19 protein-coding genes and 1 tRNA gene are annotated in these 23,506 nt (G+C 64.3%); 7 read left to right on the forward strand and 13 right to left on the reverse strand.

What is annotated here, in order from left to right:
• Positions 1 to 511 precede the first annotated feature (511 nt).
• The 3 genes from BM338_RS15890 to hisS are packed head-to-tail and all read right to left on the reverse strand — an operon-like array spanning position 512 to position 4,111.
• The gene (locus BM338_RS15890) at positions 512 to 2,401 is read right to left on the reverse strand and encodes an HAL/PAL/TAL family ammonia-lyase (protein WP_090452363.1); all 1,890 of its coding nucleotides are present in this window, start codon (positions 2,399 to 2,401) and stop codon (positions 512 to 514) included.
• Between the two features lie 25 nt (positions 2,402 to 2,426).
• Positions 2,427 to 2,738, reverse strand: a complete 312-nt coding sequence (locus BM338_RS15895) for a hypothetical protein (protein ID WP_090452365.1) — start codon at positions 2,736 to 2,738, stop codon at positions 2,427 to 2,429.
• Complete coding sequence (gene hisS, locus BM338_RS15900) at positions 2,738 to 4,111, reverse strand: histidine--tRNA ligase (protein WP_090452368.1); 1,374 nt, start codon at positions 4,109 to 4,111, stop codon at positions 2,738 to 2,740. The genes BM338_RS15895 and hisS overlap by 1 nt, the downstream gene beginning before the upstream one ends.
• A gap of 162 nt (positions 4,112 to 4,273) precedes the next feature.
• Here hisS and BM338_RS15905 point away from each other — a divergent pair.
• A tRNA-Pro gene (locus tag BM338_RS15905) sits at positions 4,274 to 4,350 on the forward strand.
• 120 nt (positions 4,351 to 4,470) lie between these two features.
• On the opposite strand, the gene BM338_RS15910 is transcribed toward BM338_RS15905, so the two are convergent.
• The gene (locus tag BM338_RS15910) at positions 4,471 to 5,277 is read right to left on the reverse strand and encodes a ferritin-like domain-containing protein (protein WP_090452370.1); all 807 of its coding nucleotides are present in this window, start codon (positions 5,275 to 5,277) and stop codon (positions 4,471 to 4,473) included.
• A 98-nt stretch (positions 5,278 to 5,375) separates the two neighbouring features.
• Between BM338_RS15910 and BM338_RS15915 the strand changes: the two genes are divergently transcribed.
• The gene (locus tag BM338_RS15915; protein ID WP_090452372.1) at positions 5,376 to 5,753 is read left to right on the forward strand and encodes a VOC family protein; all 378 of its coding nucleotides are present in this window, start codon (positions 5,376 to 5,378) and stop codon (positions 5,751 to 5,753) included.
• A 42-nt stretch (positions 5,754 to 5,795) separates the two neighbouring features.
• On the opposite strand, the gene purF is transcribed toward BM338_RS15915, so the two are convergent.
• The 7 genes from purF to BM338_RS15950 all read right to left on the reverse strand — a co-directional run bounded on the left by purF (position 5,796) and on the right by BM338_RS15950 (position 13,423).
• On the reverse strand, positions 5,796 to 7,271 hold the full coding sequence (gene purF, locus BM338_RS15920; protein ID WP_090452374.1) for an amidophosphoribosyltransferase: 1,476 nt from the start codon (positions 7,269 to 7,271) through the stop codon (positions 5,796 to 5,798).
• Positions 7,272 to 7,286: 15 nt separating this feature from the next.
• Positions 7,287 to 7,928, reverse strand: a complete 642-nt coding sequence (locus BM338_RS15925) for a CvpA family protein (protein ID WP_090452621.1) — start codon at positions 7,926 to 7,928, stop codon at positions 7,287 to 7,289.
• Positions 7,929 to 7,948: 20 nt separating this feature from the next.
• Positions 7,949 to 9,007, reverse strand: a complete 1,059-nt coding sequence (locus BM338_RS15930) for an SPOR domain-containing protein (RefSeq protein WP_090452376.1) — start codon at positions 9,005 to 9,007, stop codon at positions 7,949 to 7,951.
• 77 nt (positions 9,008 to 9,084) lie between these two features.
• Complete coding sequence (gene folC / locus BM338_RS15935; RefSeq protein WP_090452378.1) at positions 9,085 to 10,350, reverse strand: bifunctional tetrahydrofolate synthase/dihydrofolate synthase; 1,266 nt, start codon at positions 10,348 to 10,350, stop codon at positions 9,085 to 9,087.
• 18 nt (positions 10,351 to 10,368) lie between these two features.
• A complete protein-coding gene (locus BM338_RS15940; protein ID WP_090452380.1) occupies positions 10,369 to 10,965 on the reverse strand; it encodes a GNAT family N-acetyltransferase in 597 nt (198 codons plus the stop codon).
• Positions 10,966 to 10,967: 2 nt separating this feature from the next.
• Complete coding sequence (locus BM338_RS15945) at positions 10,968 to 11,372, reverse strand: ketosteroid isomerase-related protein (RefSeq protein ID WP_090452382.1); 405 nt, start codon at positions 11,370 to 11,372, stop codon at positions 10,968 to 10,970.
• A 98-nt stretch (positions 11,373 to 11,470) separates the two neighbouring features.
• On the reverse strand, positions 11,471 to 13,423 hold the full coding sequence (locus BM338_RS15950) for an acetyl-CoA hydrolase/transferase C-terminal domain-containing protein (protein ID WP_090452384.1): 1,953 nt from the start codon (positions 13,421 to 13,423) through the stop codon (positions 11,471 to 11,473).
• 469 nt (positions 13,424 to 13,892) lie between these two features.
• On the opposite strand from BM338_RS15950, the gene BM338_RS15955 reads away from it, so the two are divergent.
• Both BM338_RS15955 and xseA read left to right on the forward strand, forming a co-directional pair.
• Complete coding sequence (locus BM338_RS15955; RefSeq protein WP_090452386.1) at positions 13,893 to 15,344, forward strand: phospholipase D-like domain-containing protein; 1,452 nt, start codon at positions 13,893 to 13,895, stop codon at positions 15,342 to 15,344.
• A gap of 387 nt (positions 15,345 to 15,731) precedes the next feature.
• Positions 15,732 to 17,084, forward strand: a complete 1,353-nt coding sequence (gene xseA / locus BM338_RS15960; RefSeq protein WP_090452388.1) for an exodeoxyribonuclease VII large subunit — start codon at positions 15,732 to 15,734, stop codon at positions 17,082 to 17,084.
• An 84-nt stretch (positions 17,085 to 17,168) separates the two neighbouring features.
• Here the strand turns inward: xseA and ygiD are convergent, their stop codons facing one another.
• Positions 17,169 to 17,954 (reverse strand): 4,5-DOPA-extradiol-dioxygenase, encoded by a 786-nt coding sequence (gene ygiD / locus BM338_RS15965; RefSeq protein ID WP_090452390.1) that lies wholly within the window; start codon positions 17,952 to 17,954, stop codon positions 17,169 to 17,171.
• 128 nt (positions 17,955 to 18,082) lie between these two features.
• Between ygiD and BM338_RS15970 the strand changes: the two genes are divergently transcribed.
• On the forward strand, positions 18,083 to 19,747 hold the full coding sequence (locus BM338_RS15970) for an acetolactate synthase large subunit (protein ID WP_090452392.1): 1,665 nt from the start codon (positions 18,083 to 18,085) through the stop codon (positions 19,745 to 19,747).
• Positions 19,740 to 21,170: an aldehyde dehydrogenase family protein gene (locus BM338_RS15975; protein WP_090452394.1), complete on the forward strand. Its 1,431-nt coding sequence runs from the start codon at positions 19,740 to 19,742 to the stop codon at positions 21,168 to 21,170. The genes BM338_RS15970 and BM338_RS15975 overlap by 8 nt, the downstream gene beginning before the upstream one ends.
• Positions 21,171 to 21,302: 132 nt before the next feature.
• On the opposite strand, the gene BM338_RS15980 is transcribed toward BM338_RS15975, so the two are convergent.
• Positions 21,303 to 22,241, reverse strand: a complete 939-nt coding sequence (locus tag BM338_RS15980; RefSeq protein WP_090452396.1) for an AraC family transcriptional regulator — start codon at positions 22,239 to 22,241, stop codon at positions 21,303 to 21,305.
• Between the two features lie 180 nt (positions 22,242 to 22,421).
• Between BM338_RS15980 and BM338_RS15985 the strand changes: the two genes are divergently transcribed.
• Positions 22,422 to 23,483, forward strand: coding sequence for an NAD(P)-dependent alcohol dehydrogenase (locus BM338_RS15985; RefSeq protein WP_090452398.1), 1,062 nt, complete (start codon positions 22,422 to 22,424; stop codon positions 23,481 to 23,483).
• Positions 23,484 to 23,506 lie beyond the last annotated feature (23 nt).

Below are 23,506 nucleotides of genomic sequence, written 5' to 3' on the forward strand. Positions count from 1 at the left end.
CGGCGCGGAGTGCCCAGCGGCCAGTGCGCTGGTTCGCGTAGGCGCGGATATCGAGGACCGCCAACACCTACGCCAGCTTACAAACCACCAACACTGCGTAGCAGCGTTGTTTCGAGCACCCACCCCTCACCCCAACCCTCTCCCCGGAGGGGAGAGGGAGCTGTTGCTCTAATAGGCGGCAAGGGCTGAGCGATCAGGCCAGAAGAGAACTATCCCGACGTCTGACACTGGAAGAAACGTAGCTACAGAGCACGCCGCCTGCTTTCAGGCCATTTCTCTTTGGTTACTTTCTCTTTGGGCCAGCAAAGAGAAAGTGACCCGAGCCGCGGCAGCGGTTCGGAAGCCCGCGGCAGGCGAGCCCGGGCACGCAAACGCGACTACCGAGCGACAAGGCGCTGGATTCCGGCCTGCGCCGGAATGACGAAGCAGGGAGAAGTGTCCCAAGAGCAGCCCTCCCCGCCCCCACAGACACTCCCTTCGGATCGCCGAAGGGAGAAGACGCCCAACAAAATCAGTGAATAGCGCGCCGACTCACCAACTCACACACCGTCCGCACATCCCCATCCATCGCCCGATCCCGCGACATGAAATCGATATACCCACGAATCACATCGTGCGCCTTACGCACCGCCGTGCCAGCATGGAAATCACCCACTCCAGCCAGCGCCTCTGTGAGCTGCTGCACCTCAGCCGCAAACTGCGCGTAATGTGGATGATCCTCCCGCGGCGCATTGGCAACCTTGCCGGCCAGCACCTTCCAGTCCCCACGCGCAGCGAGACGACGAGCGGCGTTGAGCATCGCCTGGCGGAAATCCAGCGCCTGCGCGGCGGTATACAACTCCAGCGCAATCACATGACTGAGATCTTCCATCATCTCCAACACATGGCGCGCCTCGTTAGCACCCATCGAGACATGATCCTCGGCATTCGCGCTGGTCGGCACCGAATACACACTGGCCGGATGCGCGCGCGTCGCCAGGTCGTTGACTAGGGCTGCCGCGGTGTACTGCACGATCATGAAACCGGAATCGGTGCCGTCCTCATTGCCAGTGAGGAAGGCCGGCAAGCCGTCGTTGGTCGCCGGATCGACCAGCTTGTTGAGGCGACGCTCGGAGATAGACGCCAACACCGGAATGGCGGCCTTGACGTAACTCATCGCCAGCGCCAGCGGCATGCCGTGGAAATGGCCAGCAGAGATCACCTGCTCCTCGATGAACTGCGCGCCTTCCGCATCCGGGAAGATCAGCGGATTGTCGGTGACCGCATTGAGCTCAATGTCGATCACTCGGCACGCCTGCGCCCAGGCATCGCGCACCGCGCCGTGCACCTGCGGCATGCAGCGCAGGCAATAGGCATCCTGCGGCTGATGCTTCTTGCCACCCCTGAATGGCAGGAAGCGGCTATAGAAAGCTTCGCGTCCGTGACGCTGGTTGGCCGGCACCCAGTCCCAACCGATATCGAAGCTGAGCGCCTGATCTTCCGGCTGCTCCCAGGCCTCAGCGGTCCATTGCTTGAAGCGCGGCACTAGGTGATAAGGGATATCGACCAGGGTGCTTTCTTCGAGCAGCTCGCGCACATGCTCCGCCGTTTCGACCTGCCCCGGATGCGGACGCAACGCATGCACCTCAGGACGCAGCGCGCCACTGCGACCGGCGAAGGCATCCAGCGTCATCGCGGCGGCGAGGTCAGCGGTGTCGAGCAGGTATTCCAGTGAATCCAGCGCGAGCGCGGCGGTGGCCAGCATCTGCGCGGTGCCGTTGTTCAGCGCCAGGCCTTCCTTGAAGGACAGGCGGATCGGCGACAGGCCGGCGCGCTCCAGCGCCTCGGCGCCGGGCATCCGCTCGCCCTGATAGAACGCTTCGCCACCACCCAGCAGCACGATCGCCAGATGCGAGAGCGGTGCAAGGTCGCCGCTGGCGCCCACCGAACCCTTCTCCGGCACCACCGGCACCACGCCACTGTTGAGCAACGCCGTGAGCGCCTGCAGGGTCTCCACACGGATGCCCGAGTGACCGCGCATCAGAGTGTTGATGCGGATCACCAACATGGCGCGCACGACTTCTTCGGCGAACGGCTTACCGACACAGACCGCGTGCGTGATGATCAGGTTGTGCTGCAACTCATCGAGAAGCGTGCCTTCCGGCTTGTCAGGATGACCACCCGGCAATTCGTCACGCAGACGGTGCGCTCCCAACAGCTTGTCGGCATTGCTGCCGAAGCCGGTGGTGACGCCATAGGTCGGCTCACCGCAGCTCACCTTGTCGGCCAGGAAGTCGGCCGCGCGCTGTACCCGTGTGAGTTGCGCCTTATCCAGCTCCACACCCAATCCTTGACGCGCCACTGCAACGAGCTGTTCGCGCGTCAGGCTGTTGCCGTCTAGGAGAATCGTCTTTGCCGTCATACAAACTCCGCGCTCATGGCGCCGATCAGAGGGATGAGGAGGAGCCGCAGCTCGCCACAGCACGCATGGTCACGGAAGGGCATTCGCCCAGCACGGCGCTACCGCGCATGCCGTAGCCAGTGACTTGCGGTTCGGAGAGCGAATAATGGGTACCGCACAAGCGCTTGGCCCGCTGCTCAAATGCCGGACGCAACCGCCCGACCATGCTTTCGTCATTGAAGCCGCAGCCAACGTAAGTCAGTTCGTATTGAGCCGACGACAACCGATGGGTCTGCCAGCGCTCGCCCGCGCAGCCACTCAACCACAGCAGCGCGGACAGCAGCAGCCAGCGCTGCATCACCGATCGATCTCGGCCTGCGCCAATTCGACGCGCAGCGTCTTGATCAGGTCAGCGCGAGCCACTTCGAACTGGTCTTCGCGGCGCAGGTCCTTGACCGTGACCACGCCCTTGGCCAACTCGTTCTCGCCCAGCACCACCACGAAACGGATACCGGCGCGGTCGGCGTACTTGAACTGCTTGCCAAGCTTGCCGCCCTCCAGCACCACTTCGGTGGCAATGCCGGCGCCGCGCAGCTCGCCGGCCAACGCGAGGTAGGCCGGCAATTGCGCCTCGTCCATCTGCGTTACCAGGACATCCACTGTGCTCTGCGCGGTGCCGATCAGACCAGCGTCGCGCAGCTGCCAGTAGAGGCGGGTCAAACCGATAGAAATACCTACGCCCGGCAGCTTCGATTTGGTGTACTGGCCCGCGAGGTTTTCGTAGCGGCCGCCCGAGCAGATCGAGCCAATCTGCGGGTAGTCGTTGAGCGTGGTCTCGTAAACGGTGCCGGTGTAGTAGTCCAGGCCGCGTGCGATCGAGAGATTCAGCACGAAGTGCGATTCCGGCACACCGAAGTCGCGGATCATACCCAGCACTTCCCTTAGCTCGGCACGCCCCTGCTCCATCGACTCGGGACCGGCGCCGAGGGCATCGAGCTTGTCGAAGGCGTCCTGCAAGGAGGTGGAGCGCACCTGTACGAAATCGAGGATCTTCTGTGCCACTTCCGCGCTGAGGCCGAAGGCTTCGCCGGTAAGCGTATCGCGCACGTAATCGGCGCCGCGCTTGTCCAGCTTGTCCACCTCGCGCAACACCAGAGTCTGCTGCTCGGCGTCGGCCACGCCCAGGCTCTCGAAGAAACCGCGCATCAGCTTGCGGTTGTTGAGCTGGATGGTGAAGGCGCCGATGTTGAGTTCGCGGAACACGCTATAGATGACGGCCGGCAATTCGGCGTCGTAACGCACCGACAGGCTGTCCTTGCCGATCACGTCGATGTCGCACTGATAGAACTCGCGAAAACGGCCACGCTGCGCGCGCTCGCCGCGATACACGCGCTGCATCTGGTAGCGGCGGAACGGGAACGACAGATCATGCTCGTGCTCGGCCACATAGCGGGCCAGCGGCACGGTCAGGTCGAAGCGCAACGCCATGTCTGGCTTCTCGCCCTGCTCCATCGCGCCGGTGGATTGCACGAAATACACTTGGCGCTCGGTCTCGCCGCCAGTCTTGGTCAGCAGCACATCCGCGTATTCGATCACCGGCGTCTCCACCGGCAAGAAGCCAAAGCGCTCGTAGTTGCGGCGGATCACGTCGAGCATGCGCTGGAAAGCGATCTGATCGAGCGGAAGCAATTCGAGTACACCGGGCATGGTGCGGGCCGGGGTAAGCGCCATGAAATCCTCAGCTTTAATAGAGAAAACGGCCGGCACGCACGGCGTGCGACGATAGCCGCATAGGTTAGCAGAAGGGCACCGAACCTCGGACCGATCAGGGCGATTCAGACACACGCACCTGTTGCCAAGCCTCAAAAGGGCCATTAAGATACGCGGCTCCCACGGGGTGTAGCTCAGCCTGGTAGAGCGCTACGTTCGGGACGTAGAAGTCGCAGGTTCGAATCCTGTCTCCCCGACCAAAATTCGATAAAAAAGCCGGCCCAGCGCCGGCTTTTTTATTGCCTGTGACCGGCCCGCAGGAGCGGGCCCTGCGCGCGATAGACCTACGAAGCGTAAAGAGCATCGCGCACAGGGTGCTCCTACGTCAGCGCCAGCTGCGTGAGCCGGTCCAGCTCCTCCTCGTCGAACCCTGCCTCCAGCCGCGCCGGCCGGTTGAACGGGCCGCGCAGATTGGGGCCCATATAGTCACGTAGCAGGTCGAGGAAAGTGTCGCGCGGGTCGGTGCCGTCGCGTTCGCAGCAGTGGCGGAACCAGCGCGTGCCGGCGGCGACGTGGGCCACTTCTTCGCGCAGGATGACTTCGAGGATATCCACCGTGCGCTCGTCGCCGACGCTGCGCAAACGTTCGATCATGCCCGGCGTGACGTCCAGCCCGCGCGCCTCCAGCACGCGCGGCACCAGGGCCATGCGCGCAGTGTCGTGATGGGCGGTTTTCTCAGCCATTTCCCACAGACCGTTGTGGGCATCGAAGTTGCCGTAGGCATGCCCAAGCTCACCTAGTCGCGTGGAGAGCATGGCGAAATGGCGTGCTTCGTCATTGGCGCAGCTGGCCCAGTCGCGATAATAAGCATCGGGCTCGCCGCGGAAGCGGTACACCGCGTCCCAGGCCAGGTTGATCGCGTTGAACTCGATATGCGCCACCGCATGCACCAGCGCCGCGCGACCTTCCGGCGTACCCAGGCCGCGATGAGGGACTTGCCGCGAAGGCACCAAGGGCGGCCGAAGTGGGCGACCCGGTGCGGCGATGGGTTCCGGCGGCGGCGCGCCTTCGCTCGGGCGAAGCTCGCCGGAGAGGAAGGCCTGCCAGGTGTCGTGGGTAAGGCGCAGCTTGTCGGCCGGTTCGCTGGCGTCCAGGCAGCGCTTAGCGGCTTGATGGAGATCGGTCATGCCGTGAAGTGTAGCGCCAGCTGAACCGCGGGCTCGCATTGCCGCGGCCAAGACGGGCGCGCATAGTCGCGCTCTCGGCTTTCTCAAAGGAATGACGTATGCCCGACCTTCACGCCGTCGAGATCAAGGCTTTCATCCCGGCTCGCGACTACGACCTGTCGCGGCGCTTCTACGCCGACGTGGGTTTCGAGGAGCGGTCGGAGTTCAAGGGCGTGGCGTACTTCGCGCTGGGCGAATGCAGCTTTCTACTGCAGAACTTCTACAACGAGGCGCACGCCAACAACTTCATGATGCATCTGCTGGTCGACGACGCGGACGCGTGGCATCGACGCTTCACCGAGAAGGATATTCTCGGCATCTACGGCCCGCATGGCGCACGCATGAATACCCCCGGCGACCGCGAATGGGGCATGCGCGACTTTCATCTGATCGACCCGACCGGCGTGCTGTGGCACATCGGCCACAACATCCGCTGATCGGGAAGAGCGCTAGCGCGCCCTTCCCGGCCCTGCACTGAGTTATGCGCTGCGGCGCGCAGCCTTGGCATCGTCGGAGCGCAGCATCTCGATCTGTTCGAGATAGGTCTTGTCCAGACCCGTAACGTATTCGCCGTTGAAGCAGGAAGCGTCGAACTGCTTCAGCTGCTCGTTGCCATCCTGCACGGCCCAGATCAGATCCGGCAGATCCTGATAGATCAGCCAGTCGGCGCCGAGCATCTTTTCCACTTCCTGCTCGCTATGACCGGAAGCGACCAGCTCGGACGCAGCCGGCATGTCGATGCCGTACACGTTGGGATAGCGCACCGGCGGCGCGGCGGAGGCGAAGAACACATTCTTTGCACCAGCCTCGCGTGCCATCTGGATGATCTGGCGCGAAGTGGTGCCGCGCACGATGGAGTCATCCACCAGCAGCACATTCTTCTTGCGGAACTCCAGCTCCACCGGATTGAGCTTGCGGCGCACCGATTTCACGCGCTCGCCCTGCCCCGGCATGATGAAGGTGCGGCCGATGTAGCGGTTCTTGACGAAGCCCTCGCGGAACGGCACACCAAGCGCCTCGGCCAGCGCGCTGGCGGCGGTGCGGGCGGTGTCGGGAATCGGGATCACCGCATCGATGCCGTGATCAGGCCGCTCGCGCAGGATCTTCTCGGCCAGCTTCTGGCCCATGCGCAGGCGCGCCTTGTAGACCGAGACGTTCTCGATCATCGAATCCGGCCGTGCAAGGTAGACGTACTCGAAAATGCACGGCGCGTGCACGGCGCTTTCGGCGCACATGCGCGAGAACAGCTGGCCGTCGTCGCTGATGAACACCGCCTCGCCCGGCGCCACGTCGCGCAGGCGCTTGAAGCCGAGGATATCCAGCGCCACCGACTCGGAAGCCACCGCATACTCGCGGCCCTCGGCCGTCACGCGCTCGCCCAGCACCAGCGGGCGGATACCGTTGGGATCGCGGAAGGCCAGCAGGCCGTAACCCAGAATCAGCGCCAGGCAGGCGTAGCCGCCGCGGGCGCGCGCATGCACGCCGGCCACGGCCTTGAAGATATGGTCCGGCGTCAGCGCCATCCGGTCCTGGATCTGCAGCTCGTGCGCGAGCACGTTGAGCAGTACCTCGGAGTCGGAATCCGTATTGATGTGCCGGCGGTCGTCCTCGAACATCTCGCGGCGCAGGGTCTCGGTGTTGACCAGATTGCCGTTGTGCGCGAAGGCGATGCCATAAGGCGAGTTCACATAGAACGGCTGCGCCTCGGAAGACCCTTCCGAACCCGCGGTGGGATAGCGGCAATGACCCATGCCGATGCGGCCGCGCAGGCCGCTCATCGCGCCCTGGGTGAACACATCGCGCACCAGGCCGTTGCCCTTGTGCAGACGCAGCCGCGCGCCATCCACCGTGGCGATGCCGGCGGCATCCTGGCCGCGGTGCTGGAGCACCGTCAGGCCGTCATAGAGGGCCGATGCCACCTCGGTGGTACCGACAATGCCGATGATTCCGCACATGGTTGTTGCCTATAGCTAGAGATTCGTTGCTGGCGCCGCGCCGGTCGTCGCGGGCGCCTGGGAGCTGCGTGCCGGCGCGGGTGCGGCGCCTGGCAACATGGCTGGTAAAGCCGGCAAGGACTGCAAAGACGGCATGGCAGGCATCGACGGCAGTTGATCAAGCACAGCGGACGGATGCAGATAACGCTTCACGTTGTCCGGCACCCTTTCGCCGAGCCACGCAGCCACTCCCTTGAACTGCGGCAATAACACGGACTGCTGGTACCACGGATCGCGGGTAAACGCGGTGAAGCCCATCAGGAACACCATCAGCGTCACCAGCAGCACGCCGCGCGCAAAACCGAACACCATACCCAGCAAGCGATCGGTACCGCTCAGGCCGGTACCTTCGATCAGCCGGCCGATCAGGAAACGGATCAGCACGCCGGCGATCAGCACGGCGGTAAAGCAGATGCCGTAGCCCACCGCGATGCGTGCCGAAGGCAGGTCGATCTTATGGTCGAAGTAAGTAGAAACCGTCGGCCCGAAGGTCCAGGACACCCAGAACGCGAGGATCCAGATGCCCAGCGCCAACACCTCAGAAATAAGGCCGCGCCATACGCCGATCAAGACCGACAGGCCGACGACTGCGATGATGATGTAGTCGGCCCAGTTCACAGTCGTGGCCATCGAGGCGGTCAGGGCGCGCTGACGACGTTGCCGCCGAGGCCGAGCTTGCTCTTGATCTGGTCACGCACGCGCACCGCATCGTCGCGCTGCGTCTGCGGGCCCGCTCGCACGCGCCACAGCTGCTTGCCGTTGGCGTTCACCGTATCCACGTAGCCATCGAAGCCATTCGAGCGCAACTTGTCGCGCAGCGCATTGGCGTCGGCCTGGCTGCCCATCGCCGCCACCTGCACCGCCCAGCCACCGGCTCGCGCGGCCGGCTTGGCGGCGGCCGTTGCCGGAGCGGCCGCCGGCGCGTCGTCCTGGGTCGGCGTGCTGGCACTGCCTTCAAGGCGTGCCGGTGCACCGGGGATGGTCTGGGTGATCTTCAGGCGTGCAGCTTCCGCCGCGGTGCGGGATTCAAAAGGACCAGCCGTGACCAGGGTCAGCTGCTTGCCGCCCTGGTTGATCGCGCGGCTGGAGGCCGGGTAACCCAGGCCTCGCACGCGCTGCATCAGGCTCTGCGCACTGGTCGCCGACGCATACGCGCTGAGATTGAGCGAGAACGGGCCATGGGCGGCAGTAGCCGCGGGCAAAGCCGGCGCGGGCGTCGCTGCCGTGGCGGCAGGTTTGTCGGCAGTGGGCTTGGTCTGGGCGGGAATCGCCGGCTGCGTCGCCGCCGGCTTGGTCTGAACCGGGATCACTGGCTGGGCCGGCGAACTGCCGCTGGTCACCGTGGTGGCCTCCGGCTTCTGACCGGCGCCCGGGTCGGTTTCCACATCGCGCGGACGGTTGGAACCGATGTTCACCGTGGCCAGCTTGTCGGAGCTGACCGGCGCCGCACCCGGCGCGGCAGGCTGGTCGGCACCGCTCACGGCCGGCTTCGGCGCCGCGGCAGCCGTGGAAGACGGCGCGGCACCCGGCGTGAGACTCATGGTCTTGGTCTGCAGATCGCGATCCGGTGCCGGCGGAATCGCCAGACTCACCGTTTCATCGCCACCCGCCGTCGGCGGGGTACTGGAAAAGAACATCGGCACGAACAGGACCGCCAGAGCAATCAGAACGGCGGCACCCAGCAGACGTGTTTTCAAGACGGACTCCAAGGCGACAGGCGCAACACGAAACGGGCGAGATTATACCTGCCCAGGAGACCAATCACGGCAAATCGTCAGGACCGGGATTCAGCCAACACCGCTGCAGCGACAAAAAACGAACCGAACGCAAGGATGCGATCGCCCCGCTGTGCCGTGCCACGCGCAGCTTCCAACGCGCCATGCACATCGGCGTGCACGTCGAAACGCGCCCCCGGCAGGGCCAACTGCAGCTCTTCCGCCAGCGCTTCACCCGGCAGGCCACGGGGCGTATCGCGCTCAAGCCCAGCCAAATGCCAGTGATGAATACGGGCGCCGAGCGCCTTGATCACGCCGGCCACATCTTTGTCAGCCAGCGCGCCGTAGACCGCATGCACCCGCCCGCCCGGACGCGTGTCCAGCCATTCGGCCAGCGCACGCGCTGCCTGCGGATTGTGTCCGACATCCACGATCAGGGCTGGCTCGCCGCCCAGCGATTGCAAGCGTGCGGGCACCGACGCGGTACGCAAACCAGCCTCGAACGCTGTCGGCTCGATCGGCAACGCTTTGCGCAGCGCGTGCAGTGCGGCCACTGCCGCGGCCGCATTGGCGTATTGCACCGGCGCGGCAAGCGTGGGATCCGGCAATGACAAGGCGGTGCCGTCGCGGTGCCACCATCGCCAGCCGCCGGCCTCACGCTCCCAGCGAAAATCCGCGCCTGCCTGCTCCACCTGCGCGCCGTTTGCAGCCAGGGCATCGAGCAGGCCAATAGGCGGATCGAGTTCGCCCACGATGGCTGGCCGCTCCGCGCGCGCAATGCCCGCCTTCTCGCGGCCAATGCTGTCGCGATCGGGCCCCAGCCAATCCATATGGTCCAGATCGACCGTGGTGATCACAGCGACGTCAGCGTCGATGATGTTCACCGCATCCAGGCGCCCACCCAACCCGACTTCGAGCACAGCGACATCGAGATCGGCGCGGGTGAACAGATCGAGCGCCGCCAGCGTGCCGAATTCGAAATAGGTCAGCGGCAGATCGCCGCGCGCCGCCTCGATCCGCTCGAAGCTGGCGATCAGCGCTTCATCGTCGGCGTCATGACCATCGATGCGTATGCGCTCGTTGTAGCGCAGCAAGTGCGGCGAGGTGTAGCAGCCCACGCGACGCCCGGCCGCTTGCAAGACGGCCTCCAGCATCGCCACGGTGGAACCCTTGCCGTTGGTGCCGCCCACGGCAATGACGTGGCGCGCCGGCGCGGCAGCGCCCATGCGCTCCCACACCGCACGCACGCGATCGAGACCCAGCTCGATGCTGCGCACATTGACGTGCTCCTGATAACTCAGCCATTCGGCCAGCGTGCGTGACATCGCGGTCGCTCTCGACAGTCAGGCGTCCAGCGGACGCAACCAGAAACGCAGGCTGTGGACGCTGGGAGCATCATCGCCCCGCTCCTTCCAGTCCAGCGTGCAAAACATGTTGTCCTGGCGTTGATAGCCGCGCTTGTGCCAGAACGCATCGTTGGGGCGGTAACCCTCGGGCTGCCGCGGATCGTCCGGGTCGCGCTCAACCGCGCAGAACGCCGTCCAATGGAACCCGCCCAGGCGCCGCGCGTACACCTCCCGCTTGTCGAAAAAGCGATGTCCGAGCCCCTGGCCGCGATAGGCGTCCAGCAGCACCGACTCGCCAAAGTAGAACACGTCACCCAATGACATGCCGCGCTCAAGGAAAGGCTGATGGAACGCTGCGCCATCGTCGGCCAGCGGCATACCCGTGGAAGCACCCACAACGGCATCGCCATCCAGCGCCAGCACGAACACACTGCGCGGCGAACGCGCATAGGTCGTCAGGTAACGCTGCTCGTACGCCGCATCGCCCTCATATAAATAGGGGTAGTCGCGAAACACCGCGATGCGCAGCCGCGCCAGATCGCCCAGATAAGGCGCCACCGCCTCGCCGCTGCAGGTAATGATCCGGATCGCCACGCTCAGCCGCCGACCTGGGCGATCCAGTCGTTGAGGTTGTAGTAGTTGCTGATGCGCGCGATGCGGCCATCGCGGATAGCGAAGAAGGCACCACCCGGCAGCACATAGCGCTGACCGCGGGCCGGCGGCAGGCCTTCGTCATCGGCGAGATACTCGCCATGCACAACGTACTCGGCCGCGGCATGCCGGCCGTCGGCATTGACCATCACCACGACATCGCGCAACTGTTCGCGGTAGCTCCGCTCCATGCGGCCAAGGAATGCAGTGAAGGCGTCGCGACCGGTTTCGCGGCCACCCTGGTTGATGTCGTGTGCCACGTCGTCAGTGAGGCAGGCCAGCATCGCATCCCAGTCACCACGGTTGAACGCCTCGTAATAACGCTCGATCAAGGCCGTCGCATCCGACATCACAAGGCATCCGATTAGAGAATGGGCTGCGAAGCTTAATGTAGGAGCCCACCCGGTGGGCGACCCGGAGTACTGCTAATCGCCCACCGGGTGGGCTCCTACGGTTTAGGCGCTACGTGCCGCAGGGCGACTTGCACCAACCTGCGCTGCAGGCGCTCGCTCAAGGAGCCCTGCCCCAGCAACCCCATCCGCACCAAAGCCTCCGCCTCGCCGTCCACCGCAGAGCCACGCCGCAGCATGGCCCGCGCTAGGGTGAACCGCCCGCGCCAGGAGGTGCTGGCGGACTGCAGCCAGCTCAGGGCCGGAAGCAGTCGTTGCTCCACCTCTGTAAAGTCGCTGCCGAACGGGAAGCGCGGCAATAGCCCTTTGCGCTCCAGCGGCGCCAATGCTTCACGCAGATCTTCGGGTCGGTTGCGGCGCCACTTCTCGGGAATCTGGAAATCCTCCGCGAGCTTGCCGTTGGCCTTGGCTTCGGCGCAGAGCGCATCGAGGAAGCGCGCGTCGCAAATCGCAAGCATGGCCTCCACGCATTCGCTGTCGGTCTTACCACGCAGATCCGCCACCCCGTACTCGGTGACAAACAGGTCGCGCAGATGGCGTGGAATGGTGGTGTAGCCGTAGTTGAAGCGGATATTGGTTTCCACCGTACCGCGCACCTTGCGGGTGGCGCGCAACAACAGCGCGGAGCGGCCATCCGGCAACTCATGCGCCATCGCCACAAAGTTGTACTGGCCGCCGACGCCGCTCACTACGGCGCCGTCTTCCAGACCATCCGACACCGCCGCACCGAACAGGGTCGCCATCATGCAGGTGTTGAAGAAACGCGCGCCGCGCCGCTGCAGACCGGCCAGCACCTGATGGTCGCCATAAAGCTGATTGACGTTGGACACGCGGCACATATCGATCGCATCCGGATCGGCCGCCTCGGTTTCATGCAACCACTGGTACAGCTCGCGCGTGCCGAGAAAAAACGCCCCGCGCAGGTAGTGCCCGCCAGGTGCCTGGGCAGACAGGCGCCCTGTCGACGCCGAACGCTCAAGCGCCAGGTTGTCCCAGCTGCGACGCTTGAGAATGCCCTCGCGCTGCAGATGCATGAAGCCATCCATCACCATTTCGCTCGCGCCGTACAAACCAGCCTCGAGTGGTGCGAGCCCGCCCATGCGGGTCGCCAGCGCATGTGTAGCGCCACGCGGATCGATGGCAACCAGACCGCGCCGCCAGTTCACGTTGTTGTGCTGGCGCAACAGCAGCGCATACACCAAGGCGTCGGACAAGGCGCCGATACCGATCTGCAGGCAACCGCCATCCTTCACCAACGCGCTGGCATGCAGGCCCAGCGCGTACTCGGCCAGATCCACTGGTTGTCGCGGCAAGGCGAACAGCGGCGCTATCGCTGCGGGCTGCAATTCAATATCGAAGAAGTCCTGGGCTACCTCGGCATGCCCGGTGAGATAGGGCAGATCCGGGTGCACCACCGCCACGCACAATGGCCGCGGCTTGCCGGCAGCTTGTGCCTTGTCGAGAAAATCCAGGGTCAGATCGGGATTGCACGACAGGCTGTAGCGCACGCCCTGCGGTGTCTCGCGCCGCGCCACCAACTGCACCAGAAGGTTGATGTCCTGCACCACCAGGTCGCGCGCGACGTGGGTGTAGTTCTGGCTGATGTAGTTGCGCTGCGCGCTGCCCGAATGCAGTAGCGCACCGGATTGCATATAGAACTCATGCACCGCCACGTTCGACGGCAAGGCATTGCGCGCCTGGTCCACGGCGTACTGCGGGTCTTCCGCATCGCGCCCGAAGTGGCGGTCCAGAAAGGGTTGCAGGAAGCGTGTCTCCAGACCCGGTTTCGGCCGGGGCCGCGTCAGCGACAACGCGGTGTACAGCGTCATGGAGCGCGAGGTGTCGGCCTTGGTCAGCCGGTAGAGCGCGTTGAGCAGGCCATGCGGTTTACCTAACCCGAGCGGCGCGGCCATGCGCAGGTCGGGACCCAGTCGTTCGGCGATGTGCTGGGCACAGGCCTCGGTGTCGGTGTGACATTGCTCGGGCGACATGCGGGGGATCATGACAGAAGGGTGATCGGGGGTGCATGACTGGCGCTTCAGGGAATTTTTGTTCTATCGATCCCTATCCTGATTCGTCATTCCAGTGAAGGCTGGAGTCCAGTGGCGTTATCGCTCGGTTTTAACGGCTGCGTGCCCTGGCCGCTTATGCAGCGGGCATTTCGGACGCCTGCCGGCGCCCGAGTTACTTTCTATTTGCTGGCCCAAAGAGAAAGTAACCAAAGAGAAATGGCCTCAAAGCAGGCGGTGTGCTTCGTAGCTGCGCCTTTTCCAGTGTCAGGCGTTGGGATGGTTTCTTGCAGGTTCGATCGACTGCGCAAGGAATCAGGCATTTCTCCCTCCCCTGCTTGCAGGGGAGGGTTGGGGTGGGGTGTGGGTGCTCGGTTTGCCGTTTCTAGTGCGAGGCAAGCTCACCCAACCCCCGCCGACCAAAACAGACAATCCCCTACACTCCCTCCCCATGAACCGGACTGCATTCCCCTCTTCGCCCGGCCGTCTCTTCGCCGAGCAGGCACTGAGCCGCGCCGCTGGTGCGCCGTTGCTTACCGGCAATCGGATTGAGTTGTTGATTGATGGAGCTGCGCATTACGAAGCGTGGCTGGCCGCGATCCGCGGAGCGCAGCAAAGGGTGCTGCTGGAGAACTACATCATCCGCGACGATGAGGTCGGGCAGGCGTTCCGCGATGCGCTGGTGGAGCGCGCGAAAGATGGGGTGTTTGTTGCGGTGGCGTATGACTGGATGGGTTGCCTGGGGCAGTCGCGTTCGAGTTTCTGGGCTCCGCTACGCGCTGCCGGTGGGCAGGTGCGGGTGTTCAATCCGCCGCAGTTGGGGCAGCCGTTTGGATGGATCAGCCGCGATCACCGCAAGGTGTTGGTGGTGGATGGGCGGATCGGGTTTCTTTCCGGGGTTTGCATCAGCCAGAAGTGGCTGGGCGATGCAAAGCATGGCATTGCACCTTGGCGTGATACCGGTGTGGCTTTGCATGGACCGGCGGTGACGGAGATCGAAGCGGCCTTCGCGCAGAGCTGGTCGAGCATGGGTGCGCCGCTGCCGCCGTTCGAACAGGAAGCAAGCGCGGAGGCCGGCACGGTGGCGCTGCGGGTGATCGCCACGCAGCCTTCCACGGCGGGCATGTATCGGCTGGATCAGATGATCGCCGCCATGGCGCGCAAGACGCTGTGGCTGACCGATGCCTACTTCGTTGGCGTCGCGCCCTACGTGCAGGCACTGGCTTCGGCGGCGCGGGATGGTGTGGATGTGCGCCTGCTGGTGCCTGGCAGCAGCGATATTCCAGTGGTGTCTGGCATGTCGCGCTCGGGTTACCGGCCGCTGCTCAAAGCCGGCATCCGTGTGTTCGAGTGGAACGGTTCGATGCTGCACGCCAAAACGGCGGTGGCGGATGGGCAATGGGCGCGGGTCGGTTCGTCCAACCTCAATATCGCCAGCTGGCTGAGCAATCGCGAGATCGACGTGGCGGTGGAGGATGCGGAGTTCGCACGCTGCCTGGCCGCTCAATACGAAATCGACCTGGGCAACGCCACGGAGATCGTGCTGGCGCCGCGCCGCTATCGCCCCAACACCGACCGCGTGAGCGCCAGCACACCGTCGCCACGTTCACGCCGCATGGGCGGCAGTTCCAGCCGTGCCGCCGCGGGTGCCTTGCGCATCGCCAATTCGGTGGGCGCGGCGATAACCGATCGGCGTGTGTTGGGCGATACCGAAACCGGCCCGTTAGTAATGGGCACCGCCCTGCTGCTCGCACTCGCCGTGGTCGCCATTTTCTGGCCGGCGGTAGTGGGTTGGCCGCTGGCGGTACTGGCTCTGTGGTTTGCCTTGAATCTCGGCATTCGCGCCTGGCGGGCGCGCCGGCGGCATTGGCGGCGGGTCAAGGCCGTTGATGAGGCAGAGTAACGATGGGCGCTCTAATCGATTCCACGCAGGCGTCACCATGTCTGTTTGCGCGCAGATCGCCGTTGCGCTGCCGAAAGCAGACTGGACGTCTGCTGAGGCAGCGTGGCGGTGAGCTGCGCGCAAACAGACATGGCCCTCACTTATGAAATCTGATGACAGGGTGATATCCAGTAAGGGCGTTACCGCTACCGCGCGGCTCGACCTGACGGCCAGTCAGGCGCTTTGCCACGCGGTAGCGGTAACGCCCTTACTGGATGTCATGCCGCCTGCGTGGAATCGATTAGAGGGCCCATAATCAATGGCTTGAACCGCTTGCCTCAGAAACAGGCTGCGTAGACACGGGCAAGCGGATGTAATTCAAATCGTTCGTGCTAGTCTCCCGCCTCCATGCACGCGCACGACGACACCACTACGCCTTCTCGCCACATCCTGACGCCCAGCACGCTCAACCGGCTGGTGCGGGATCTGCTTGAAGACGCGCTGCCGATGGTGTGGATCGAAGGCGAGCTCTCTAATGTGGCGCGCCCGGCATCAGGGCATCTCTATTTCACCTTGAAGGACAGCGGCGCCCAGGTGCGCTGCGCCATGTTCCGGCCCAAGAGCGGCTGGCTGAAGTTCCGCCCGGTGGATGGCATGCAGGTGCTGGTGCGCGCCAAGGTCGGTTTGTACGAACCGCGCGGCGAATTCCAGCTGGTGGCCGAGCATATGGAGCCGGCCGGCGAAGGTGCGCTGCAGCGCGAGTTCGAACAGCTCAAGGCCAAGCTCGACGCCGAAGGCCTGTTCGATCCGGCACGCAAGCGTCCCCTGCCCGCCTTCGCGCGCCGCATCGGCGTGATTACCTCCGCTACCGGCGCCGCCGTGCGCGACGTGCTCAGCGTGATGGGACGACGCTGGCCGCTCGCCGATGTGGAAGTATTGCCGGTGCCCGTGCAGGGCCGCGAGGCACCGCCTGCCATCGTCACCATGTTGCGCAAGGCTTCGGCGAGCGGACGCTACGACGTGCTGCTGCTGACCCGTGGCGGCGGCTCGCTGGAAGATTTGTGGGCCTTCAATAACGAACAGGTCGCGCGCGCCATCCATGCCAGCGCGGTGCCGGTGGTCTCGGCCGTCGGGCATGAAGTGGACTTCAGCATCGCCGACTTCGTCGCCGATCTGCGCGCACCGACACCTTCCGCCGCGGCCGAATTGCTGGTGCCCGATGCCGCCGCCATCGCGCGACACCTGCGCCAGTTGCAGCAACGGCTTGGCACATTGCAGCAGCGGCGCATGCAGGCGCTGATCCAGCGCACCGATCACCTCCTGGCCCGGTTGCAGGCACAACGTCCGCAAACCCGGCTGGCCCGCGATCGCGAACGGCTGGCACATCTGCGGCATCGATTGACCGCCGTCGTGCGCGAGCTGGAACGCGATCGCAGCCGCCGGCTGGAACGCACCCATGCCCGCCTGCTAGCTCGTCATCCGCGCCAGCAATTTTCCTTGCTCAGCCACCGGCTCGCACAACAGGATCAGCGGTTGCGCCATGCCATCGCGCAGATCCTCGAACGCCGTCGCGCCACGCTGCAGCAGGCCGCGCGCACGCTGCATGCCGTGAGCCCGCTGGCCACGCTGGAACGCGGCTACGCGATCCTGTTCGACGCGGAGGGCCATGTGCTGCGCTCCGCTTTGAACGTGACGCCGGATACGCCGCTGCGCGCACGCCTCGCCGACGGCGAACTGTCGCTGCGCACCAACAAAGGCTGACAACTCTTTGTAGGAGCGCACCCTGTGCGCGACCTCGGCGTCACCGGCTGGCGCTGCGCGCCAGATCGCGCACAAGGTGCTCTCCTACGGATGGAGACCGATGACCAGCGAAGTCATCGACAGCGCGCTGGTCACCTCATCATTGAATGTCTCCACGCCATCGCCTTCCCGCTGCAACGCCAGCGCATACAACAACGGCAGGTAATGCTCCGGCGTAGGAATCGCCAACGCGGCATCGGGCCCCAGGCTTTCATAGCGACACAGGGCCGCATGATCGCGCTGCTCGATCAAGGCGTTCACTTCGGTACGAAAACGCAACGCCCAGGCCAATGGCTCGTGGGTATGGAAGCGAAACAGCGCGAGGTTATGCACGATGTTGCCGCTGGCCAGAATCAGCACACCCTCCTCGCGCAACGGCGCCAGCACGGCCGCCAATCGATAGTGCTCGGGTCCGCTGAGCCGCACATCCAGGCTCAGTTGCAGCACCGGCACATCGGCCTCGGGATACATCGCGCGCAGCACGCTCCACGCACCATGATCCAGCCCGCGGCCGGGATCGAGGTGGAAGTGGAATTCCTGCGACAAACTGGCGATCCGCCGCGCCAGCGCCGGATCGCCAGGCGCTGGATAGTGCACCTGAAACAAGGCCGCAGGAAACCCATAGAAGTCGTGGATGGTTTCCGGTGCGTCGGTGCCGGTGACATAGACGCCGCGCGTTTCCCAATGCGCGGAAACGCATAGCACCGCGCGCGGCCGCGGCAAGCGCTGCCCCAACGCTCGCCAGCTGCGATGGTAGGCGTTGTCTTCGATCGCATTCATCGGCGAACCGTGGCCGACGAAGAGCACAGGCATGACCGTCGCGGCGTGCATGCGGACTCACCTTGATAACGCGGTTATGGTCTCCATCGTTGCACACGCAGGGCACGATCTCACGTGCTATGAACAGACCATGCCGCATCCTTCGCGGCCATGCGTTTCCATCCCTGGAGAATGAGTGCATGAAGGCAGCGGCATTGTTCGTGAAAGCCCTGGAAGCCGAAGGCGTACACAGCATCTTCGGTGTACCCGGCGAGGAAAACCTGGATCTGGTCGAAGCCCTGCGCGAGTCCTCCATCCGCCTGATCGTCACCCGTCACGAACAAGCTGCCGGCTTCATGGCCGCCACCTGGGGACGGCTCACCGGCAAGGCCGGCGTGGCGCTCTCGACGCTGGGCCCTGGCGCCACCAACCTGGTCACGGCCGCCGCCTATGCGCAGCTCGGCGCTATGCCGATGCTGATGATCACCGGCCAGAAACCCATCCGCACGCACAAGCAGGGCATGTTCCAGCTGGTCGACGTGGTGGACATGATGCAGCCACTGACCAAGTACACCCGCCAGTTGGTGTCGGCACCGACCATCCCCGCCCGCGTGCGCGAAGCCTTCCGCCGCGCCGAGGAGGAACGCCCCGGCGCCGTGCATCTGGAACTGCCGGAGGACATCGCCCGCGACGAAGTGGACGAGGTGATCCTGCTGCCCACCGAATATGCACGCCGCCCCGCGCCGGACGACGCCGCACTGGTACAGGCCGGCGAGGCCATCACCGCCGCGCGCCACCCCATCCTGATGATCGGCGCCGCCGCCAACCGCCAGCGCACGGCGGTGGCGCTGCGCAACTTCATCGACAAGCTGGGCATGCCGTTCTTTACCACCCAGATGGGCAAGGGCGTGGTCGACGAGGATCACCCGCTATGGCTGGGCAATGCCGCGCTGTCCGACGGCGATTTTGTGCATCGTGCGATCGACGCTGCCGACGTCATCATCAACGTCGGCCACGACGTGGTGGAGAAGCCGCCGTTCTTCATGCACAAAGGTCGACGCACAGTAATCCATATCAACTTCTCTTCAGCGGAAGTGGATACGGTGTACTTCCCGCAGATTGAAGTCGTCGGCGACATTGCGCATACCGTCGAGCGCCTCACCGATGCGCTGAAACCGCAGGCGCACTGGAACTTCAAATTCTTCGACCAGGTGCGCATCGCCTTCGAGCACCAGCTGGCCGAACACGCCGACGATCCGCGCTTTCCGATCCATCCGGTACGGCTGGTGGCGGATACGCGACGCTATATGCCCGACGACGGTGTGCTGTGCCTGGACAACGGCATGTACAAGATCTGGTACGCGCGCTACTACCGCGCGCGCCAGCCCAATACGGTGCTGCTCGATAACGCGCTCGCCACCATGGGTGCCGGCCTGCCTTCGGCGATGGCGGCGAAGATGGTGTATCCGGACCGCAAGGTGCTGGCGATCTGCGGCGATGGCGGCTTCATGATGAATGCGCAGGAGCTGGAAACCGCCGTGCGGCTCAAGATGGATCTAGTCATCCTGCTGCTGCGCGACGACGCCTACGGCATGATCCGCTGGAAGCAGGCCGAGATGGGCTACCCCGACTACGGCATGGAATTTAGCAATCCGGATTTCGTGGCTTTTGCCGAAGCACACCATGCCCACGGCCATCGTCCCGCCAGCGCCGACGAATTCCTGCCTACCCTACAGCGCGCCTTTGAACAAGGCGGCGTACACCTGATCGATCTGGTCATCGACTACAGCGACAACCACTGCATACTCAATGAAGAGATCCAGAAGCTAAGCGCCGCGATCAAACCGGAGCATCACCATGCTTGAGAAGAAATATCCGTACTACCTCGCCAACAAAGCGCAGACCTCGAAAGAGTGGATGGACGTGGTCGACAAATACAGCGGCAAGGTAGCGACGCGCGTGGCGGTGCCCGATGCCAAGGCGGTGGAACAGGCCATCGCCGCCGCGGTAAAAGCCACCGAGCCGATGCGCGAGTTCAAGCCATGGGCGCGGCAGGCAGTGCTGCAGCATTGCGTCAAGCGCTTCATCGAGCGCCGCGACGAACTGGCCTATGCGCTGTGCGTGGAAGCCGGCAAGCCGATCAAGGATTCGGATGGCGAAGTGACCCGTCTGATCGAGACCTTCACCATCGCCGCCGAGGAATCGGTGCGCACCAATGGCGAAACCATCAACCTGGAAATCGCCAAGCGCCTGGACGGTTACCACGGCTACACCAAGCGCGTGCCGCTAGGGCCGGTGTCGTTCATCACGCCGTTCAATTTCCCGCTCAACCTGGTGGCTCACAAAGTGGCGCCAGCCATCGCCGCCGGCTGCCCATTCGTACTCAAGCCGGCGGAGCGCACGCCGATCGGCGCGCTGATCATCGGCGAAGTACTGGCGGAAACCGATCTACCGAAAGGCGCGTTCTCCATTCTCAACCTCGACGGCAAACACGCCGGCCCGCTGGTGGAAGATCCGCGCTTCAAGCTGCTCTCCTTCACCGGCAGCCAGATCGGCTGGGATCTGAAAACGCGCGCCGGCCACAAGAAAGTGACGCTGGAACTGGGCGGCAACGCCGCGGTGATCATCGATGCGGACCAAGGGCCGCATATGGATCGCGTGATCGATCGCCTGATCTTCGGCGCGTTCTACCAGTCCGGCCAGAGCTGCATCAGCGTGCAGCGCATCTATGTGCATGACTCGATCTACGACGAACTGAAGAAGCGCCTGGTCGCCGCTGTGAAGAAGCTCAAAGCTGGCGATCCCAAGAAGAAAGACACCTTCCTCGGCCCGATGATCGATGAAGCCGCTGCCGAACGCCTGTATGGCTGGATCGAAGAAGCCCGCAAGGCCGGTGGCAAGGTGTTGTGCGGCGGCAAGCGCAAGGGCTCCATGCTGGAAGCCACGCTGATGGAAGACGTGCCGCGCGATACCAAGGTCAACCGGCAGGAAGTGTTCGGCCCGTTCGCCCTGCTCGCCCGCTACAAGGATTTCGATGACGCCGTGGCGATGGTCAACGACTCCGACTATGGCCTGCAGGCCGGCATCTTCACCGACAGCCTCGCCCACGCCATGCGCGCATGGAACGAACTGGACCAGGGCGGCGTGATCGTCAACGACATCCCCAGCTTCCGCGTGGACAACATGCCGTACGGCGGCGTGAAGCTATCCGGTATCGGTCGCGAAGGCGTGCGTTATGCGATCGAAGACATGACTGAGCTGCGTTTGATGGTGATGCGCGAGGTTTGACAAATACCCCCTCCCCTGCGTGCAGCAGGGGAGGGCTGGGGTGGGGTCAAGCCCCTCAAGCCATGAAACGTCATCGCAAGGGCTTACCCCCTCCCGGCCTCCCCCTGCTTGCAGGGGGAGGAGCAGGTATTCTCAAGCAACGGACTCCACGCCTTCCATCCGCAGCCGGCTCACATCCCGCAGCGGCGGCGCACCGAATTGGCGGCTGTATTCGCGGCTGAATTGCGAGGGGCTTTCGTAGCCCACCCGATGCGCGGCGGTGGCCACGTCGCAACGTTCCGATAGCAGTAGCTTGCGTGCTTCCTGCAGGCGCAATTGCTTCTGGTACTGCAGCGGGCTCATCGCGGTCATCGCGCGGAAGTGGTGGTGCAGCGAGGACGCACTCATGTTTACCTGCGCCGCGAGATCCTCGATGCGCAGCGGCTGGTCGAAGTATTCGCGCAGCCAGCGGATCGCCCGCGACACCTGATGCCCCTGACTGCCGGCGATGGCGATCTGCGCCAGGCGCGCGCCCTGCTCGCCGGTCAGCAGGCGATAGATCAGCTCGCGCTCCAGCAGCGGCCCAAGCATGCGCAGGTCCTGCGGCTTGTCCAGCAAGCGCGCCAGGCGCAGCAACGGGTCCAGCAAATCGCCGTCGAGCGGACTGATCGCGATGCCACGCGAAGGCGTTGCGGCGGCGCGGACCGGCTTGATATCCGGCAGGAATTCGCGGATGCGCTGCAGATCGAAACGGAAGGTCAGGCACAGGCAAGGCTCTTCCGGCGTGGCACGCAGGATCTGCGCGGACACCGGCACATCCACCGAGGTCACCAGATACTTGGCGGGCTCGTGCACCAGGGTCTCCTGCCCCAGCAGGATCTGCTTGGCGCCCTGCAAGGCCAGACCAAGGCTCGGCTCGTACAACGCGCAGGTGGGCATGCTGGTGGAGTCCGCGCGGAAGAAGCTGAGCGGGCCCCAGGCGGTAGGGTGCACGCCCTCGGTTGGCGTGAATCGTTCAACGATGGCTGTCAATTCCTCGCAATCTTTCTCGATACGCGAGTCATCATTGGCCGGTGAAAGCTTGCTGTTCATGCATTTGACCCGAAAAGCCCTGGAGGAAAGATTGCCTGTTCCTCCGGGCCAAGGCGAGTGCCTTCCGTCAGCTTTGCAGAATCGGGCAACGATCTCGCAGGATCCGGCTACCCGTGCGCGGCAGCCCCCACCCATACTCGTCCTGTTCGCCGCTCCCCTCTTTCCATCCAGGAGAAACGCATGGCCCTGTCCATCCTCGGCTACGCCGCCCAGGCCGCCACCACCCCGCTGGCTGCCCACACCTTTGAACGCCGCGATCCGCGCCCGGACGACGTGGTGATCGACATTCTTTATTGCGGCGTCTGCCATTCCGACCTTCACCAGGCCCGCAACGAGTGGCACAACAGCACCTACCCGATGGTGCCGGGCCACGAGATCATCGGCAAAGTCAGTGCCGTCGGCGCCAAGGTCAGCAAGTTCAAGGCCGGCGACATGGTCGGCGTCGGCTGCATGGTCGACTCCTGCCAGCACTGCGCCTCCTGCAGCGCGGGTCTTGAGCAGTACTGCGTCGAGGGCGCCACGTGGACCTATAACGACAAAGACCGTCACGACAAGCTGCCGACCTTCGGCGGCTACTCCGAGCGCATCGTGGTGTCCGACAAGTTCGTTGTGAGCATTTCTGACAAGCTCGATCCGAAGTCCGCTGCACCACTGCTATGCGCCGGCATCACTAGCTGGTCGCCACTGCGTCACTGGAAGATCGGCAAGGGCAGCAAGGTGGCGGTGATCGGTCTCGGCGGCCTGGGCCATATGGGCCTGAAGTTCGCCAAGGCGATGGGCGCGGACGTCACCCTGTTCACCCGCTCGCCGGGCAAGGAAGAAGAAGCGCGTCGCCTGGGCGCGGACCATGTCGTGCTCTCCACCGACCCCAAGCAGATGGCGGCGGTGGCCGGCCAGTTCGACTTCATCCTGGACACCGTGCCGAGCCAGCACGACCTCAACCCATACCTGCTCACGCTCAAGCTTGACGGTGTGCATTGCCTGGTCGGCCTGCTCGAGCCGATCGATCCGCCGGTGCAGGCCGGCGTGGTGATCCTCGGCCGCCGCTCCGTCACCGGCTCGGCCATCGGCGGCATCGCCGAGACGCAGGAGATGCTGGATTTCTGCGCCGAGCATGGCATCACCTGCGATGTCGAGATGATCGACATCCAGCAGATCAACGAGGCTTACGAGCGCATGCTCAAGAGCGATGTGCGCTATCGCTTTGTGATCGATATCGCTTCGTTGAAGAAAGCGGCGTAATCGCCATCGGGCCATCCAGGAAT

The sequence above is a fragment of the Dyella sp. OK004 genome (genome assembly GCF_900114495.1).
GTDB lineage: Bacteria > Pseudomonadota > Gammaproteobacteria > Xanthomonadales > Rhodanobacteraceae > Dyella_D.

Coding starts and splice junctions, on each gene's coding strand:
- BM338_RS15890 (WP_090452363.1), bottom strand. CDS start 2,401: ATGACGGCAAAGACGATTCTCCTAGACGGCAACAGCCTGACGCGCGAA.
- BM338_RS15895 (WP_090452365.1), bottom strand. CDS start 2,738: ATGCAGCGCTGGCTGCTGCTGTCCGCGCTGCTGTGGTTGAGTGGCTGC.
- hisS (WP_090452368.1), bottom strand. CDS start 4,111: ATGGCGCTTACCCCGGCCCGCACCATGCCCGGTGTACTCGAATTGCTT.
- BM338_RS15910 (WP_090452370.1), bottom strand. CDS start 5,277: ATGACCGATCTCCATCAAGCCGCTAAGCGCTGCCTGGACGCCAGCGAA.
- BM338_RS15915 (WP_090452372.1), top strand. CDS start 5,376: ATGCCCGACCTTCACGCCGTCGAGATCAAGGCTTTCATCCCGGCTCGC.
- purF (WP_090452374.1), bottom strand. CDS start 7,271: ATGTGCGGAATCATCGGCATTGTCGGTACCACCGAGGTGGCATCGGCC.
- folC (WP_090452378.1), bottom strand. CDS start 10,350: ATGTCACGCACGCTGGCCGAATGGCTGAGTTATCAGGAGCACGTCAAT.
- BM338_RS15945 (WP_090452382.1), bottom strand. CDS start 11,372: ATGTCGGATGCGACGGCCTTGATCGAGCGTTATTACGAGGCGTTCAAC.
- BM338_RS15950 (WP_090452384.1), bottom strand. CDS start 13,423: ATGTCGCCCGAGCAATGTCACACCGACACCGAGGCCTGTGCCCAGCAC.
- BM338_RS15955 (WP_090452386.1), top strand. CDS start 13,893: ATGAACCGGACTGCATTCCCCTCTTCGCCCGGCCGTCTCTTCGCCGAG.
- xseA (WP_090452388.1), top strand. CDS start 15,732: ATGCACGCGCACGACGACACCACTACGCCTTCTCGCCACATCCTGACG.
- ygiD (WP_090452390.1), bottom strand. CDS start 17,954: ATGCACGCCGCGACGGTCATGCCTGTGCTCTTCGTCGGCCACGGTTCG.
- BM338_RS15970 (WP_090452392.1), top strand. CDS start 18,083: ATGAAGGCAGCGGCATTGTTCGTGAAAGCCCTGGAAGCCGAAGGCGTA.
- BM338_RS15975 (WP_090452394.1), top strand. CDS start 19,740: ATGCTTGAGAAGAAATATCCGTACTACCTCGCCAACAAAGCGCAGACC.
- BM338_RS15980 (WP_090452396.1), bottom strand. CDS start 22,241: ATGAACAGCAAGCTTTCACCGGCCAATGATGACTCGCGTATCGAGAAA.
- BM338_RS15985 (WP_090452398.1), top strand. CDS start 22,422: ATGGCCCTGTCCATCCTCGGCTACGCCGCCCAGGCCGCCACCACCCCG.